Source organism: Sorangium sp. So ce204 (assembly GCF_051526795.1).
In the GTDB taxonomy this organism is placed as follows: domain Bacteria; phylum Myxococcota_A; class Polyangia; order Polyangiales; family Polyangiaceae; genus Sorangium; species Sorangium cellulosum_B.
Map to the genome: position 1 here is coordinate 11,598,516 of NZ_CP150317.1, position 14,878 is coordinate 11,613,393.

Below are 14,878 nucleotides of genomic sequence, written 5' to 3' on the forward strand. Positions count from 1 at the left end.
TATCAGCAATATTCTGAGGAATCCGGCGACTGGTTGAGAAAGGGGAGGGCCCGGCTGCTGGCCCATCTGGTGCGCGAGTTTGGCCCGGAACGGCGGCCGCTCGAGCTGCTGGAGGTCGGCGCCGGGGTCGGCCAGAACCTGGGTGTCCTCGCGGAGTTCGGGGCCGTCGATGCCAACGAGGTGAGCCCTCTCGAGCAGGAGGCCATCGCGAAGGCCGGCGCGGCGAGGACGCTCTACGGCACATCCATCCCGTTCCAGCTCGACCGACGCTACGACGTGATCTGCGCGCTCGATGTCATCGAGCACATCGAGGACGACCGCGCCGCGCTCCGGTGGATCCATGACCACCTGAGCCCTGGCGGGATCTTCGTCGCCACGGTGCCTGCGTATCCGTGGCTGTTCAGCGACCACGACCGCGCATTGCAGCATTTCCGCCGGTACACGGCTGGCAGCTTCCGCGCCGCGCTGCCGGCCGAGCTCCACGTGGAAGCTTGTGCCTACTTCAACCAGCTCCTCTTCCCTGCCACGGTCGGCTCGCGCGCCGTCTGGAGCGCCGCGCGCAAGCTGCGCCCTCGCAAGACCAGCATGAAGCAGCCCTCGCCGAAGTCGGGCCTCGCTTCCTCCGCGCTCGAAGCCGTCCTCGGCGCCGAGGTCGACCTCATCGCGCGCGGCTACCGGCCGAGCTTCGGCCTGTCGGTCTTCTGCGTGGCGAAGCGCTGGGCCGCATGAAGGACAGATCCGCGTCGCTCGCCGATCTCCCCAGCACCCCACCCACCGGCGCCCCGCCCGCCCCCCCGACGATCTCGGCAAATCCGCCCGAGCCCGCGCCCGGCCCGCCGCAGCGGATCGGAGGCCCGCTCGCCAGGGTGCGCACGGCGCTGCGCCCGATCATGGTCGTCGTCGCTGCCCTGTTCATCGGGCTCGCCGCGCGGGACCTCGCTCGCAGGTGGGAGAGCGGCGCGCCGATCGACATCCGTCCCGCGTTCGTGGCGCTCTCGGTGCTGCCCCTCGCGCTCGGCCTCGTCGTGCTGGGGCTCGCCTGGGCCTTCATCCTGGAAGAGCTGACCGGCCGGCCCATCCCTCGCTGGCCGGCGATCGCGCTGCACATCGAGTCGCAGGCGGCGCGGTACATCCCCGGCAAGGTCGGCGTGCCGCTGTTCCGCATGCTGGGCGCCCCGCGCATCGGGACGACCAGCACGGAGGTGGGGTCGTCCTTCGCGATCGAGTTCACCAGCTTCATCGCGGTCGGCGCCATGGTGGGGTTCGGCCTGCTCGCGGCGGGCGGCGAGCAGTTCGCGGGCGCGAACGCGCTCATCGGTCGATGGAGGCTGCCCGTGCTCCTCGCCCTGGGCGCGGTCCTCGTCGCGCTCATGACCGTGGATCGTGCCCGCGCGCCCGAGCGCGTGCGCAAGCTCCTCGCGCCCGAGGGGCGCGGGCCGCTCATGCCGGCGCGGTTGCCGCTCGTGCACGCTGTGTACTCGCTGACCTGGGCCGCCCACGGCGCGTGCGCCGCGCTCGCCGTCGGCGCGACGCCGGGCGCGGCGCTCGGCGGCTCGGGCCTGTTCGTGCTGGCGCCCATCGCCGGTTTCCTCGCGATGGCCACGCCGGGCGGCATCGGCGTGCGCGAGGCGCTGATCTCCGTGGGCCTCGCCCCCGCCGTCGGACCGGCCGCAGCGCTGGGCGCCGCGCTCATCTCGCGCGCCACCTCGCTCGCCGTGGACGTCGGGGGCTTGCTCATCGCGCGGCTGCTTTGCCGACGCGCCGCGCATCGCTAGGATGCGCCCCCTCTCATGCTGGCCCGCCTGCGTGCTGCCCTGAACTCCGACTCCCCCCTGGCCCGCTTCTGTGCCGCCCTGACCTCCGGCTCACCCCGGGAAAGGCTGCTGCGCAACGTCTTCGCGGCCGTCGCGTGCCTCACGGGCCTCGTCGGCTACGCGCTCGTGGTCCACGCGCACATTCCAGTCCAGCACTGGCTCCTGTGGCGGCTCGCGCCGCTCTGGGGTTATTCGCTGCTGTTCCTGCTCTCCAGCCTCGGCATCGGCCTCGTGCTGCTGCGCCGGGTGCTCCGCCTCGCGCACTTGCCGCCGGTCGAAGAGGGCCTGTTCGGCATGACGCTCGGCTCCATCGCCTTCGTGTTCGGCATGTACCTCGCGGGCGTGGTCGGGTGGATCCGCCCCTGGTACGGGCTCGTGATGCCGGCGGCCCTCTTCGCGGGCGGCCTCCTGGAGCTGCCACGCTGGCTATCGCGGCTGAAGCACGATCTCGACGCCTCGACGACGCCGAGAGGGACGATGCGCTGGCTGTGGCTCACGGCCACGGGCGTCGGCGCCGTGTGCCTCGTGCTCCTCTACCTGTTGTCGCTGACCCCGGATTCCATCAGCTTCGACGCGACCTGGTATCACGTGCCGATCGGGCAGGACTATGCGCGCGCCGGCCGCATCGTGCCGTTCTACGGCGACGTGAACCGCTCGTTCCCCCACTTCGCGAGCATGCTCTACGCGTGGGGTTTCAGCGTCCCCGGGATGCTCGTGGAGCAACGGTGGATGATGGCGCTCCACCTGGAGTTCGTGTTCGTCCTGGGGAAGGTGGTCGGCGTCGCGGCGCTGGCGCGGTACCTGCTCCAGGGCGAACGCGTCCCTGGCCTCTGGGCGGCTTTCTTCCTGTTCCCGTCGCTGTTCGTCCAGGACCAGAACCCCGGCGCTTCGTCGGACCATTTCCTGGGCTTCTTCGCGGCGCCGGTCCTGCTCGCGTCCATGCGCTTCGCGGAGCGCTTCGACAGGCGGTATGCCGTCCTGCTCGGCGCGTCGCTCGGGGGCGCGATGCTGGCGAAGTACCAGGCGGTCTATCACCTGGCCATGGCGGCGGCGGTCGTCGTGCCGCGCGCCGCGTACCTGCTCGCGCGCGCGGCCTCCCGCGCCCTGAAGAAGCGCAGGCGGCCGCTGCTCTCGGCGCGCCGCGTCCTCGTGGCGGGGCTCATCGCGTCGGGCGTGGCGCTCGGCACGGCCGCGCCGCACTTCATCAAGAACACCATCTACCATAACAACCCCGTTTTTCCGCTGGCCCAGCGCGTGTTCACGCGGTCGTACCCGCAGCACGCGCGCTCCGCGGAGTTCATGGAGAAGGCGTATCCCAACGCGCCTTACCTGCCCAAGGGGAAGGGGCTCGAGCGGCAGCTCATCGCGGCCGGCAACTTCTTCACGTTCTCGTTCTCCCCGCACTACTCGTTCACTCGCTACGTCCCCTCGATGGGCTCGCTCTTCACGCTGCTCCTGCCGATGCTGCTGGTCATCCGCGGCCGTCGCAGGCCGGCGCTCGCGGCCTTCGCCACGTTCGCCGGCGTCTGGATGTGGAGCAACACGTACACCGCGGACCGGTACCTGCAGGGCATGCTCGCGGTGCCGATCGCCGCCGCCGCGGCGCTGCTCGTCCGCACATGGCAGCTCGGGACCGTCGCGCGGCTCGGCCTCGTGCCGCTCGTTGTGTTCCAGATCGTGTGGAGCGGCGATGTGCCCTTCTACTCCGGCCCCCGCCGGCTGGAGAGCGCGCTCTCGCTGATCCGCTCCACCTACGAGAAGCGATGGACCGACGCGCAGCGGTTCAAGTTTCGCGCGGATCACCGCGCGATCAACCAGGCTACCCCGCCCGACGCGCGCATCCTCGCGCGCAACTACCGCACGACGCTCGGTATCGAGCGCGAGATCATCTTCGATATCCAGGCCTGGCAATCGCTCATCTTCTACGAGCCCGTGCGAGGGCCGGCCGAGCTCTACGCGCATTACCGGAGCGTCGGCATCACCCACATCCTGTACCCGCCGAACCAGCGCCCGCCGGACACGCTCCAGGCCGCCGTGCTGTTCAACGAGCTCGTGCACCGCCACGCGACCGAGAAGCGCCGCTTCGGCGGCCTTCAGCTCGTGACCATGCCGAAGGAGCCGCCGCCGGCCGACGAGCTGCCTTATCAGGTGCTCGCGCTCGGCGCGCCGGGCTACACGGACGGGCTCTACCCGGTCGAGGCGCTCCACATCCTCCCCAAGCTCCAGCCGCCCAGGGGCCAGGAGCCCAAGCCCGCGCGGGCGTGGCCCAGGGATACGAACGCGCAGGCCGCGCTCCTCGACGCCGCGGAGGCGGTGGTGCTCGGCAAGAAGGCCGCGCGGGGCAGCCGGAACGTGAAGCTGGACGGCGTGTTCTTCGCGGCGGAGCGCTTCAAGAACTACACGGTCTACCTGCGGCAGCAGCGCGACACCCCCCGGGCGGAGCCGCCGCCCGAGCCCCCGGCCACGGGCGCGCCGCCGGAGCCCCCGGCCGCGGACGCGCCGCCCGGTCCGGAGCCGACCGACCCTGTGGCTCCCCCGGAGGACGAGGATCCGGAGGACCCGGACGGCTGAGCTCCCGGCCCGGGGTTACGAGCGCTGTTCGACCAGCGGCCCGGTCCAGGGGACCGGGCTCTTCACCTCGCGCTCACCCGCGCCGGTTGCACCTGCTGGTTGTGCCAGGGCTTCGCGCCCGTGGACTGGATCCCCTCCAGCCGGAGGGCCGGCTCCCGCCCGGCGAGCTCGGTCTCGATCCGGCGCACGCGCATCAGCACCTCCTCGACGAGGCGGCGGTTCGTCGCGATGAGCTCCGCGAGCAGCGCCACGGCCACCAGGATGCACGCCATCACGACGGCGCCCGTGCCGACGATGAGCGACTGGATATAACCGCTGTAGTCCGGATTCCGCAGGTAGAAGTAGAGGAACCGGACGCCGACCGCGACGCCGAACACGAGCAGGACCGTCGCGACCCAGCCCACGAGCTGCACGGGGCGGTACATCGCATAAGCCCGGAACATGACGGGACCGGCGCGGCGCAGGTAGTCGGGGATCGAACGGAAGAGCCGCGACTCGCGCGTCTTCGGGTTGGTCGTGATCTTCACGTTCTCCAGGGCGAGGCCGCGGCGGCCTGCCTGGATCACGGTCTCCAGCGTGTAGGTAAAGCGGTTGTGCACGAACAGCTGCAGCGCCGCCTTCCGGCTCACGGCGCGGAAGCCGCTCGGCGAGTCGGCCACCTCCGTGGCGGACAGGCGCCGGATGAGCCGCGAGCCCCACCGCTGCAAGACCTTCTTGAGCGGCGAGAAGTGCTCGATCCTGTCTGTCTGCCGATCGCCGATCACCAGGTCGGCGCGGCCGTCGAGGATGGGAGCGACGAGCTTCGGGATCTCCGCGCCGCGATACTGGTTGTCCGCGTCGGTGTTCACGATGATATCGGCGCCGAGCCGCAGGGACGCGTCGATGCCGGCCATGAACCCGGCGGCGAGGCCTCGATTCTTGGCGAAGCGGACGATGTGGTGGATCCCGAGCTGCTCGGCGAGCGAGCTCGTCCCGTCCGTGCTGCCGTCGTCAATGATGAGGACCTCGATCTCGTCCACGCCGTCGATCGACCGCGGCAGGTCCGCGAATGTCTGCGCGAGCGTGTCGCGCTCGTTCAAGCAAGGGATTTGGATGATGAGCTTCACGGGCGATTTCGCGGCGCAGCGTAGCACGACGTGCGTCGAGAAATTCACCTCGGAGCGCGGCGGGCTCCCCCGCGACGCGAGGCCCCAGCGCGGGCCGGAACGCCGCCGCGCTCGCGCTGAGCGCCGGACGGCCAGCAGAAACCTGTCCACACCGCTCCGCCGGTGCCCCGGGGCACCGTGCATCGCGGAACATCACGGAACATCGCGGAACATCGCGGGGACGATGGCCCGCAGCCCTGCGCCGGGCCAGCGGGACCATCGCTCCGCTCTAGTTGAGCAACTTCTTCGAGAGGTGCTTGACCGCCTCCTGCGCCGCGTTTCGCAGCGCGACCTCGACCGCCTTCGAGGACGTGTCGCCTCGCACGAGGATGGCGCAATTGTCCCCTTCAGCCTCGAAGGATGCGAGCGGTAGCTCTGTCGCCGCCGCTGCGGCGCGGATCGGCACCTGCACAGCAAGCGAACCGACCTCGAGCTCCACGAACCCCACCAGCTCCGTCTTGGATAGGTTCTGCATGCCTTCGAACGTGGGTCGCCCGCTGGGGCTTAGCAAGGTCAGGTTTTTCCTGCTTGTCGCTGGGATCGAGCTCCACGTGAAGAGGCAGAGCACGGGAGCATCGAGCACATCGGCGGTCGGTGGTCGACGATCGGCATCGGCGTGGGGCGCGGGCGCGACGCGGCGGCCGCCGGTCCGAACGTCGCGCGCGTCACGCCCATCCCGCGCGGCACGCGCGGCACGCGCGGCACGCGCGTCACGCGCGTCACGCCGACCGCGCGCTTCCGCACGGATGACCGCTCTCGCGTCAGTTCTTCAGGGAGGTCAGCTGGTCGGCCATGATGCTCCGGTGATTGCGGTAGACCTGAAGCACGATGGCCAGCGCGATCGCCGCCTCGCTCGCCGCGAGGACGATGATGAAGACCGTGAACACCTGGCCAGCCACGCCGCCGGCGACGAAGTGGTCGAACGCGATGAAGTTGAGCGCGGCGGCGTTGAGGATGAGCTCGACGCCGAGGAGGATGCCCACCGCGTTCTTCCGCGTCATGACGGTGAACAGCCCGAGCCCGAAGAGCACCGCGGCGACGGTGAGGTAATGGATGAGACCGACCTCCATCGCCTACTCCCTCTCCCAGGCGCGCCTGACGGCTCGACGCGCGAGCACGACCGCGCCGATCATCGCGGCGAGCAGCACGACCGAGCCGAGCTCGAACGGGAGCAGGTACTCTCCGAGGAACGCGTGCCCGAGCTTGGCGGTGGACGGCATCGCCGGCTTGGCCTCGGCGGGCCAAGGGGTCTGGGTCGCCACCCTGCCGAGCAGGAGCAGCACCGCCGTGACCAGACCGAACGCCACGGCCGGCCCGCCGCGCGGGTTCGAGATCTTCATCTCCGAGATGCGGCTCGTGAGCATCACGGCGAAGAGGATGAGCACGAGCGTGCCGCCGACATAGACGAGCACCTGCGTCGCCGCGATGAAATCGGCCGAGAGCGAGACGTACAGCCCGGCGATGCCGAGGAACGTGCCGAGCAAGGCCAGCGCGGAGTGGATGATGTTCCTGGAGAACGCCACGAGCCCGGCCGAGCCGAGCGTCAGCGCGGCAAGCCCGAGGAAGACGAGTGCGCTCAGGGAGGGCATGGGGTGAGGGCCGCGACGTTAGACCGCTGCCCACCGCCCATCAAGGGCGACCCCCGCGCGTCGCTCGCGGCGCGCTCCTGCGCCGTTCTGCGCCCCTCTTGCTCGCCGCGCGCCCTCGCTCAGGCGCCCGCTCCTACCCCGCTCCAGCCCCTCCTCCGGCCCCCCCTCCTCCGGCCCCCCCGCCCGCGGGCTCCGCGCCTTCGGCGCCTTGCTGCTTCTCGCGCTCCTTGCGCCAGATGGCGCGCAGCTCCTCCAGCGCGGCCGGGTTGTCGCGCATGGCGCGCTCGCGGGCCTCCCGGGCGTGCGGCCCGTACTCGCCGACGGGCACCTCGCCGAGGTCTTTCGGCGCCTTGTACAGCGGCACGAGGCCCTCCGGGATGAAGCGGAACGTGAGATGGTCGAGCGTCGGCGCCGCCCCCTCAAACTCGCGGGTGTGGCGGATCGCGCCGGTCGACTCCGTCTTGCACGCCTCGACGCACAGGCCGCAGTACATGCACTTGCCCATGTCGATGTCGAAGCGGCTCATCGCCTGCTTCTTCGTCGCCGGGTCCTTCTCCAGATCGATGGCGATGCACTCGATGGGGCACGCGCGCTCGCAGCGCTTGCAGCCGGTGCAGATGTCCATCTGCACCTCGAGGAAGCCGCGGTACCGCGGGGGGAGCATCTCGCTGACGGGGCGGTCCGTCTTGTCGGGGTACTGGACGGTGATAGGCTCCCGGAACAGATGGGAGAACGTGACCGCCATCCCCTCCAGGATGGTATTGGCCGCGCTGGAGATGCTCTTGATGTACTGGGCGAGATCCATGGCCGGTGCCTCTCAGGGACCTGACGCGCTCGGGCGAATCCCCCGAAGGAGCGAGGCGCCACACCGCGGACGATAGCAGACGCGGACCTGCCCTGGAGCGTCCGGGCCGCTCCCCGCAGGCCCACGGGCTCCCGCCAGCCCGCCCACAACGCCGCGTCCGTTCGGCACCGCCCCGCGCGGGAACCAGCGGAGAGCGGGGAGTCCGCGGTGAACCCGTCCTCTCCTGTTGACGCGCACCCGGGGTGGCGATCATGGTCGTCTGATGTCGCAGCTCCCCTTGTCGGGAACGTTCACCGCCCTCGTCACGCCATTCACGCCCGATGGCGAAGCCGTCGACTTCGACGCGCTCGACGCGCTCGTCGAGGCGCAGATCGCGGGCGGCGTCAGCGGGCTCGTGCCGTGCGGGACTACGGGCGAGTCGCCGACCCTCAGCGAAGCCGAGACGACCGCGGTCATCCGGCGCGTCGTCGAGGCGGCGCGCGGCCGCGTGCCGGTGATCGCGGGGACGGGCTCGTTCTCCACGAAGAAGACGATCGAGGCCTCGCGCGCCGCGCTCGCCGCTGGCGCGGCGGGCGTGATGATCGTGATGCCGTACTACAGCAAGCCCTCGCAGGACGGGCTCCGCGAGCACACGCTGGCCGTGGCCAGGGCCGTCCCGGCGCCGATCGTGCTCTACAACATCCCGGGGCGGACGGTGGTCGACCTCTCCGCCGAGACGACCGAGCGCATCTGCGCCGCCGCGCCGAACGTCGTCGCCATCAAGGACGCCTCGGGCAACGTGTTCCGCTGCCAGGAGCTCGTGCGGCGCCTCGGCGACCGGCTCACGATCCTGAGCGGCGACGACGCGCTGACGCTCGCGATGATGGCGCTCGGCGCGCAGGGCGTCATCAGCGTCACGTCGAACGTGCTGCCGCGCGAGACCAGCGCGGTGACCCGGCGGTTCCTGGCCGGCGACCTCGCGGGCGCGCGCGCAGCCCACCTCGCGCTCCTCGAGCTGCACGGGCTGCTGTTCGTCGAGCCGAACCCCGCCCCCGCGAAGGCCGCGCTCGCCGCCCTGGGCCGCATGAGCGCCGCCGTCCGGCTGCCGCTCGTGCCGGCCGGAGAGGCGACCCGACAGCAGATCGCCGAGGCGATGAGGCGGCTCGAGGCGAGGCGCGAGGCGTCGTGAAATCGAACGGAGATCATCGAGGCGTGCCGATGAGCGCGCTCCTGGGGGCCGCCCAGGGGGACGACGCCCGGCTGCTGAAGGTCGCGATCCACGGCGCGAGCGGCAAGATGGGGCAGGCCATCGTCCGGCTCGCGGCGAACGAGCGAGCCCAGGTGGTGGGCGCGATCGTGTCGCGCGGCTCCTCCCGCATCGGCCGTGACGTCGGCGAGCTCGCGGGGACAGGCACCATCGGCGTCGCGATGAGCGACGACACCAGCGCCGGGCTGCTCGGCGCGGACGTGGTCATCGACTTCTCGCGGCCCGAGGCGCTCCCCCGCCTCCTGCACCTCGCGATGCGCGCCAAGGTCGCCGTGGTCAGCGGCACGACGCGCCTCGACGGCACGTGCGAGCGGCTGCTCGACGAGACGGCGCAGCACGTCCCCGTCCTCTGGTCGCCGAACACGAGCATCGGCATCCACGTGCTCGCGGAGATCGCGGCGAGCGCGGCGCGGCGGCTCGGGCCCGGCTACGACGTCGAGATCGTGGAGGTGCACCACCGCGCCAAGGTGGACGCGCCGAGCGGCACGGCCGTGCGGCTCGCCGACGCCGTACGCGGGGCCCGCGAGCCGGCCGGGACGCTCGACGACGTGCACGGCCGCGAAGGCAACGTCGGCCCGCGCAAGGCGAACGAGCTCGGGATCTTCGCCGTGCGCGGCGGCGACGTCATCGGCGACCACACGGTCCACCTGCTCGGCCCCGGCGAGCGCCTCGAGCTCACGCACCGCGCGACCAGCCGCGATCTCTTCGCGCGCGGGGCGCTGCGCGCGGCGTGGCACCTGCACGGGAAGCCGCCCGGCCGATACACGATGGCCGACGTGATCGGCGGCTGACCGCGGCGCGCCAGGGCCGGACGCGGGCGATCCGCGATCCGGCGTGCCGCGAGAGAGCCACAATGTGGTCAGCGGCGGTTCGCCGCACTACGCTGCGGCGCTCGTATGGAGACGCTCGCTGCGAGGATCGCACGCGCCGGTCCGTTGCCGGACAGGGACGCGGTCGGCTGGGTCGTCCGCCTGGCGAAGCGCGTCGAGAGCCTGCACGCGCGCGGGACGGTGCACGGCCGCCTGTCGGCCGCGTGCGTGGTCATGGAGGGCGAGCCGTGCACGTCGACGGGGTGGCTCTCGGATCCGCTCGCCACGCCCGCCTTCGTGGGTTACCGCTCGCCGGAGCGGGCCGCGGGCGAGGGGCCGTCGCGCCGGGACGACACGTGGGCGCTCGCGGTCACCCTGTACACGGCGCTCTCGGGAGCGCTCCCGTTCCCTGCCGAGAGCGACCAGGAGCTCCGCCGCAAGCAAGGCGCCGGCGCCGCGCCGCGGGTAACGCCGCCCGGCGCGGCGGGCGACGCGCTGTGGCGCGTGCTGGACCAGGCGCTCGCGCGCCCCGCCGAGCAGCGGATCACCGAGGTCGCGGCGCTCCGTCGCGCGCTGGAGGCCGCGCGGCCGGGCGAAGGCCTGGAGGAGCTGCCGCCGCTCGATGAGCACGCGCTCGCGGCGCCGGCGAGGACCATTCCAGCGCCGCGCCCGTCGAGCAGCGGGGTGCGGGGGGCGTCGAGCTCGCAGCCGCCCCGCAAGAGCGCGCCGCCGCGCGAGGGCACCGGCTCGCAGCCGCCCCGCAAGAGCGCGCCGCCGCGCGAGGGCACCGGCTCGCAGCCGCCCCGCAAGAGCGCGCCGCCGCATGGCCACTCGAGCTCGCAGCCGCCGCCCATCGCGGGCGCCTCGGCCCGCCGGACGCCGTTGCCCCTCCACGGGCTCGCGAGCCTGGGGCTCCGGTCGACGCTCGGCGTGCCGACCACCCCGCCTCCGGAGGCGCCAGACCGCGCCTCCAAGGCGCAGACCGCGCTGCCTGCCGCATCGCCGCGGCTCGCCGGCGCAGCGACGGAGGACCGCTCGCGCGCGGGCGCAGTGGCTGCCCCGACCGCGCACGCGCGGCCGCCCGTCGTGCCCGCAGCGACGGCGCAGCCGCCCGTCGCGCCCGCAGCGACGGCGCAGCCGCCCGTCGCGCCCGCAGCGATAGCGCAGCCGCCCGGCGCGCCCGCAGCGACGGCGCAGCCGCCCGTCGCGCCCGCAGCGATAGCGCTGCCGCCCGTCGCGCCCGCAGCGACGGCGCAACCGCCCTTCTCGCCCACCGCGGTGCCCCTCTTCGACGCGGATGCCCCGGCGAGCCCGCGAACGATCGACGATCTCCCCTTTCTGGGCGAAGACGACACGCACGCGCCGTCGCACCCCTTCCCGATGGCGCCCGGCAGCGTCGCCGCGCGCCTCGGCGCGCCCGGGCTCGGCGCGCCGACGCCCCACGTCCCGGTCGTCGATCTCCCCTTTCTTGGCGAAGACGACGCGCACGAGCCGTCGCACCCCTTCCCTGTGGCGCCCGGCAGCGTCGCCGTGCGCTTCGGCGCGCCCGGGCCCGGCGCGCCGACGCCCCACGTCCCGGCCGTCGATCTCCCCTGGCTGGGCGAAGACGACGCGCATCGGCCGTCGCACCCGTTCCCGATGGCGCCCGGCGGCGTCGCCGTGCGCGGCGGCGCGTCCAGGCTCGGCGCACCGCCGCTTCGCGCGCCGGCGCCAGCGCCCGCAGCGAGCCGCGGGACGCCGTCCCGGGCGCGCCGGTGGGTCACGCTCGCCCTGGGGGTCGTCGCCATCGCGGGCGCCGCGGGGGGAGCCTGGTTCTGGCTTCGCCACCCCGACGCCGCGCCGCCGTCCCTCCCGGCGCCGCCGTCTGCGGAGCCTGCGCCCGCCGCATGCGCCGCGCCCGTGGAGCCGAGCGCCCCGGCGCTCGGTGACGCGGGCACGGAACAGGCAGGCACGGCGGCGCCGGCGGACGCAGGCACCGCGAGCGCAGCGCCGGATCCTGCGGCCACGGCGGACTTCGCCGCATGCGCGATGCCTCTCTTTCCCGGCAAGAGCGTCGACGCAGCCATCGCGGGCCAGCTGTCGTTCGCCTGCGCCGAGACCGACCCGATGAAGGGCGTCGCGACGCTCAAGAGCCACCTCGGCCAGGCAGCTGGGCCCAAGGGCGTCTCGGACGCCACGAAGGAATGGGCCGTGCTCGGCTGGCACGACATGGCGACCTTCGCGACCCTGCGCGCCCGCTGCTGCCACGCGCCGCCCCCCCTCCAGCTGCCCCCCACGCCCGAGGGCTGCGCGCCGCTCGACGAAACCCTGAACGAGCTCGGCGCGGCCGTCGCGTCGGCGTCTGCTCCGGGCGATCGGGCGGTCGCGAAGGCGGCGCGGCGGTACATGCGCGCAGCCCAGTGCGTCGCCCGGGTCGGCGCGGCGACCCGTTACGGGCGCAAGAACAAGCCGAATGGAGGCGAGGCGACCGCGTTCAAGAAGGTGCTCTCGCGCGCGCTCCGGAGCGCCGCACAGGCCCGCTGAGCCGCGCGAACGTCACGTCGTGGCATGGCGCGTACCCGTGGTGCGCGCCATGCCACGACGTGACGTGGCGGGCGACGCGGACGGCACGGCCGGCGCAATCGGTGGTGAACAGCGCGGCTCGATCGCTCGACCACCTCGCCGAACGAGCGGTTCTGGGGTAGCGTCCGCGGTCCCATGTCCAACGAAGCGAGCGATCTCCTGCTCGAAATCGGCGTCGAGGAGCTCCCCTCGTCGTTTGTCGAGGCCGCGCTCCGCGCGCTCCCGGATCTCGCAACGAAGCGCCTCGCGGAGCTCAGGCTCCGCCACGGCGCGGTGCGCGCGCTCGGCACCCCGCGTCGGCTCGCGCTGCTCGTCTCCGGGGTCGCGGCGCGCCAGCCGGACCTCGAGGAGGAGGTCACCGGCCCGCCGGTCAAGGCGGCTTTCAAGGACGGCGCGCCCACGAAGGCGGCCGAGGCGTTCGCGCAGAAGCTCGGCTGTACCGTCGCGGATCTGCGCCGCGTCGCGGGGCCGAAGGGCGAGTACCTCGCGGGCACCCGCCGCGAGGCCGGCAGGCCCGCGGCCGAGCTGCTCCCGGAGGTCCTGGCGTCGCTCGTCGCGGCCATCCCCTTCCGCAAGTCGATGCGCTGGGGGCAGGGAGATTTCGCGTTCGGCCGCCCCATCCAGTGGCTGGTCGCGCTCTCCGGCGGCGAGGTCATCCCCGTCGAGATCGCCGGCATCCGCAGCGGGCGCGCGAGCCGCGGCCACCGCTTCCTCGCGCCGGGCGAGATCGCGATCGGCGCCGCGAAGGACTACGTCGAGGCGATGCGCGCGGCGCACGTGCTCGTCGACCCCGAGGCGCGCGCGCAGCTCATGCGCGAGCGCCTGCTCGCCGCGGCGCGGGACGCGGGCGGCGTGCTGATCGAGGACGACTTCCTGATCGGCGAGAACCTCTCGCTCGTGGAGGAGCCGCACGTCATCGTCGGCAGCTTCGAGGAGCGGTTCCTCGAGCTGCCGGAGCGGGTGATCCTCGAGGTCGCGCGCGGCCACCAGCGCTACTTCGGCGTCCGCGACGCGAGGACGGGGGCGCTGCTCCCGCGGTACCTGGCGGTCGTGAACACCGCGGAGGCGCCCGAGAAGATCAAGCGCGGCAATGACAACACGATGCGCTCGCGCCTGTCGGACGCGCAGTTCTTCTACCGGGAGGACGTCAAGATCCCGCTCGCGAACCGCCGCGAGAAGCTCGGCGGGATCGTGTTCCAGAAGCGGCTCGGCAGCGTGCTGGCGAAGGCCGAGCGCGTCGAGCGGCTCGCCCGCGAGCTCGGCCTGCTCCTGATGCTGCCCGAGCAGACGCTGGTGGCGGCGGCCTCGGGGGCGCACCTCGCGAAGTGCGATCTCGTCGCGCTGATGGTGGGCGAGTTCCCCGAGCTCCAGGGCGAGATGGGGCGGGCGTACGCGCTCGCCCAGGGGGTCAGCCCGGAGGTGGCCGACGTCGTCCGCGATCACTACCTGCCCAAGGGCGCCGCGGACGCGACGGCGCCGACGAACGCCGGCGCGCTTGTCGCGATGGCCGATCGGCTCGACACGCTGGTCGGCTGCTTCGCGATCGGGCTCGTCCCCACGAGCACCGCCGACCCGTACGGGCTGCGCCGCGCGTGCCTCGGCGTGCTGCGCACGCTCCTGGATCGCGATCTCGATCTGCGCCTCGGCGCCGCGTTCGGCGCCGCCTACGACGGCTACGCCGGGGTGGAGCTCAACGTCGCGCGCGACGAGCTCGCGACCCGCCTCGGCGAGTTCTTCTCCGAGCGGCTGCGGGGCCTGCTCTCCGACCGGCTCCCGCAGGACGCGGTCCTCGCGTGCTTGCGCGTCGCCGCGGATCGCCCGCTCGATCTCAGGGCCCGCGTGCGCGCGATCGACGCGCTGAGCCCGGAGGTCCGCGCGCGGGTAGGCGAGGTCTTCAAGCGGGCCACGAACATCGCCGACAAGGCGCCTGCCGGCGAGCCGGTGGCGCCGTTCGGGCAGGACGTGCACCCGAGCGAGACGGCGCTCTTCGCGGGGTACCTCACGCTGCGCGAGCAGATCGCGTCGGACGTCCGGAGCGGCTCGTACGACACGGCGTTCAGGGCGGTGGCGGACTTCGCCCCGCTCCTGCACCAGTACTTCATCGACGTGTTCGTGATGACCGACGACGCGGCCGTGCGGGACAACCGCCTGCGGCTGATGCGCGCCCTGTCGGAGACCTGCGGGAGCCTGGCCAGGCTGGAGCTCCTCGGCGAGGCGCCGCGCGCGGCGTCGTAGCGAAGCCTGTTTTCGCGGCTCCTGTTGCGTCCCTAGCTCCACCCACCAGGAGTCCGGCCAGGGACACCGCTTATAGAAGTGCCTGAAGGTGACGGTGGGAGC

The 14,878-nt window shown here is 72.8% G+C and carries 12 protein-coding genes; 7 read left to right on the forward strand and 5 right to left on the reverse strand.

The window, feature by feature from the left end; translation table 11 throughout:
* Positions 1-33: 33 nt before the first annotated feature.
* Genes WMF22_RS43775 through WMF22_RS43785 form a run of 3 tightly spaced genes read left to right on the forward strand, consistent with a single transcriptional unit; the run spans position 34 to position 4,385 of the window.
* A complete protein-coding gene (locus WMF22_RS43775) occupies positions 34-729 on the forward strand; it encodes a class I SAM-dependent methyltransferase (protein WP_437295838.1) in 696 nt (231 codons plus the stop codon).
* A complete protein-coding gene (locus WMF22_RS43780; protein WP_438033560.1) occupies positions 726-1,775 on the forward strand; it encodes a lysylphosphatidylglycerol synthase domain-containing protein in 1,050 nt (349 codons plus the stop codon). Before WMF22_RS43775 ends, WMF22_RS43780 begins: the two co-directional genes overlap by 4 nt.
* 15 nt (positions 1,776-1,790) lie before the next feature.
* Complete coding sequence (locus WMF22_RS43785; RefSeq protein WP_437295840.1) at positions 1,791-4,385, forward strand: hypothetical protein; 2,595 nt, start codon at positions 1,791-1,793, stop codon at positions 4,383-4,385.
* Between the two features lie 62 nt (positions 4,386-4,447).
* On the opposite strand, the gene WMF22_RS43790 is transcribed toward WMF22_RS43785, so the two are convergent.
* The 5 genes from WMF22_RS43790 to WMF22_RS43810 all read right to left on the reverse strand — a co-directional run bounded on the left by WMF22_RS43790 (position 4,448) and on the right by WMF22_RS43810 (position 7,924).
* A complete protein-coding gene (locus tag WMF22_RS43790) occupies positions 4,448-5,491 on the reverse strand; it encodes a glycosyltransferase family 2 protein (protein ID WP_437295841.1) in 1,044 nt (347 codons plus the stop codon).
* 268 nt (positions 5,492-5,759) lie between these two features.
* Positions 5,760-6,005: a hypothetical protein gene (locus WMF22_RS43795; protein WP_044967022.1), complete on the reverse strand. Its 246-nt coding sequence runs from the start codon at positions 6,003-6,005 to the stop codon at positions 5,760-5,762.
* A gap of 286 nt (positions 6,006-6,291) precedes the next feature.
* Positions 6,292-6,600, reverse strand: a complete 309-nt coding sequence (gene nuoK, locus WMF22_RS43800; RefSeq protein ID WP_012240633.1) for an NADH-quinone oxidoreductase subunit NuoK — start codon at positions 6,598-6,600, stop codon at positions 6,292-6,294.
* A 3-nt stretch (positions 6,601-6,603) separates the two neighbouring features.
* On the reverse strand, positions 6,604-7,119 hold the full coding sequence (locus WMF22_RS43805; RefSeq protein WP_437295842.1) for an NADH-quinone oxidoreductase subunit J family protein: 516 nt from the start codon (positions 7,117-7,119) through the stop codon (positions 6,604-6,606).
* A 133-nt stretch (positions 7,120-7,252) separates the two neighbouring features.
* Positions 7,253-7,924 (reverse strand): NuoI/complex I 23 kDa subunit family protein, encoded by a 672-nt coding sequence (locus WMF22_RS43810; RefSeq protein ID WP_438033561.1) that lies wholly within the window; start codon positions 7,922-7,924, stop codon positions 7,253-7,255.
* A gap of 262 nt (positions 7,925-8,186) precedes the next feature.
* Between WMF22_RS43810 and dapA the strand changes: the two genes are divergently transcribed.
* The 4 genes from dapA to glyS all read left to right on the forward strand — a co-directional run bounded on the left by dapA (position 8,187) and on the right by glyS (position 14,776).
* Positions 8,187-9,092, forward strand: coding sequence for a 4-hydroxy-tetrahydrodipicolinate synthase (gene dapA / locus WMF22_RS43815; RefSeq protein ID WP_012240636.1), 906 nt, complete (start codon positions 8,187-8,189; stop codon positions 9,090-9,092).
* Between the two features lie 71 nt (positions 9,093-9,163).
* Positions 9,164-9,961 (forward strand): 4-hydroxy-tetrahydrodipicolinate reductase, encoded by a 798-nt coding sequence (gene dapB, locus WMF22_RS43820; RefSeq protein ID WP_437301677.1) that lies wholly within the window; start codon positions 9,164-9,166, stop codon positions 9,959-9,961.
* Positions 9,962-10,066: 105 nt separating this feature from the next.
* On the forward strand, positions 10,067-12,502 hold the full coding sequence (locus tag WMF22_RS43825) for a hypothetical protein (protein ID WP_438033562.1): 2,436 nt from the start codon (positions 10,067-10,069) through the stop codon (positions 12,500-12,502).
* 174 nt (positions 12,503-12,676) lie between these two features.
* A complete protein-coding gene (glyS, locus tag WMF22_RS43830; protein WP_437295846.1) occupies positions 12,677-14,776 on the forward strand; it encodes a glycine--tRNA ligase subunit beta in 2,100 nt (699 codons plus the stop codon).
* Positions 14,777-14,878: the final 102 nt, after the last annotated feature.

Excerpts from the sequence above, each read along its gene's own strand:
- WMF22_RS43780 (WP_438033560.1), top strand. The coding sequence starts at position 726 with ATGAAGGACAGATCCGCGTCGCTCGCCGATCTCCCCAGCACCCCACCC.
- nuoK (WP_012240633.1), bottom strand. The coding sequence starts at position 6,600 with ATGGAGGTCGGTCTCATCCATTACCTCACCGTCGCCGCGGTGCTCTTC.
- WMF22_RS43825 (WP_438033562.1), top strand. The coding sequence starts at position 10,067 with ATGGAGACGCTCGCTGCGAGGATCGCACGCGCCGGTCCGTTGCCGGAC.
- dapA (WP_012240636.1), top strand. The coding sequence starts at position 8,187 with ATGTCGCAGCTCCCCTTGTCGGGAACGTTCACCGCCCTCGTCACGCCA.
- WMF22_RS43795 (WP_044967022.1), bottom strand. The coding sequence starts at position 6,005 with ATGCAGAACCTATCCAAGACGGAGCTGGTGGGGTTCGTGGAGCTCGAG.
- glyS (WP_437295846.1), top strand. The coding sequence starts at position 12,677 with ATGTCCAACGAAGCGAGCGATCTCCTGCTCGAAATCGGCGTCGAGGAG.
- WMF22_RS43810 (WP_438033561.1), bottom strand. The coding sequence starts at position 7,924 with ATGGATCTCGCCCAGTACATCAAGAGCATCTCCAGCGCGGCCAATACC.
- WMF22_RS43785 (WP_437295840.1), top strand. The coding sequence starts at position 1,791 with ATGCTGGCCCGCCTGCGTGCTGCCCTGAACTCCGACTCCCCCCTGGCC.
- WMF22_RS43805 (WP_437295842.1), bottom strand. The coding sequence starts at position 7,119 with ATGCCCTCCCTGAGCGCACTCGTCTTCCTCGGGCTTGCCGCGCTGACG.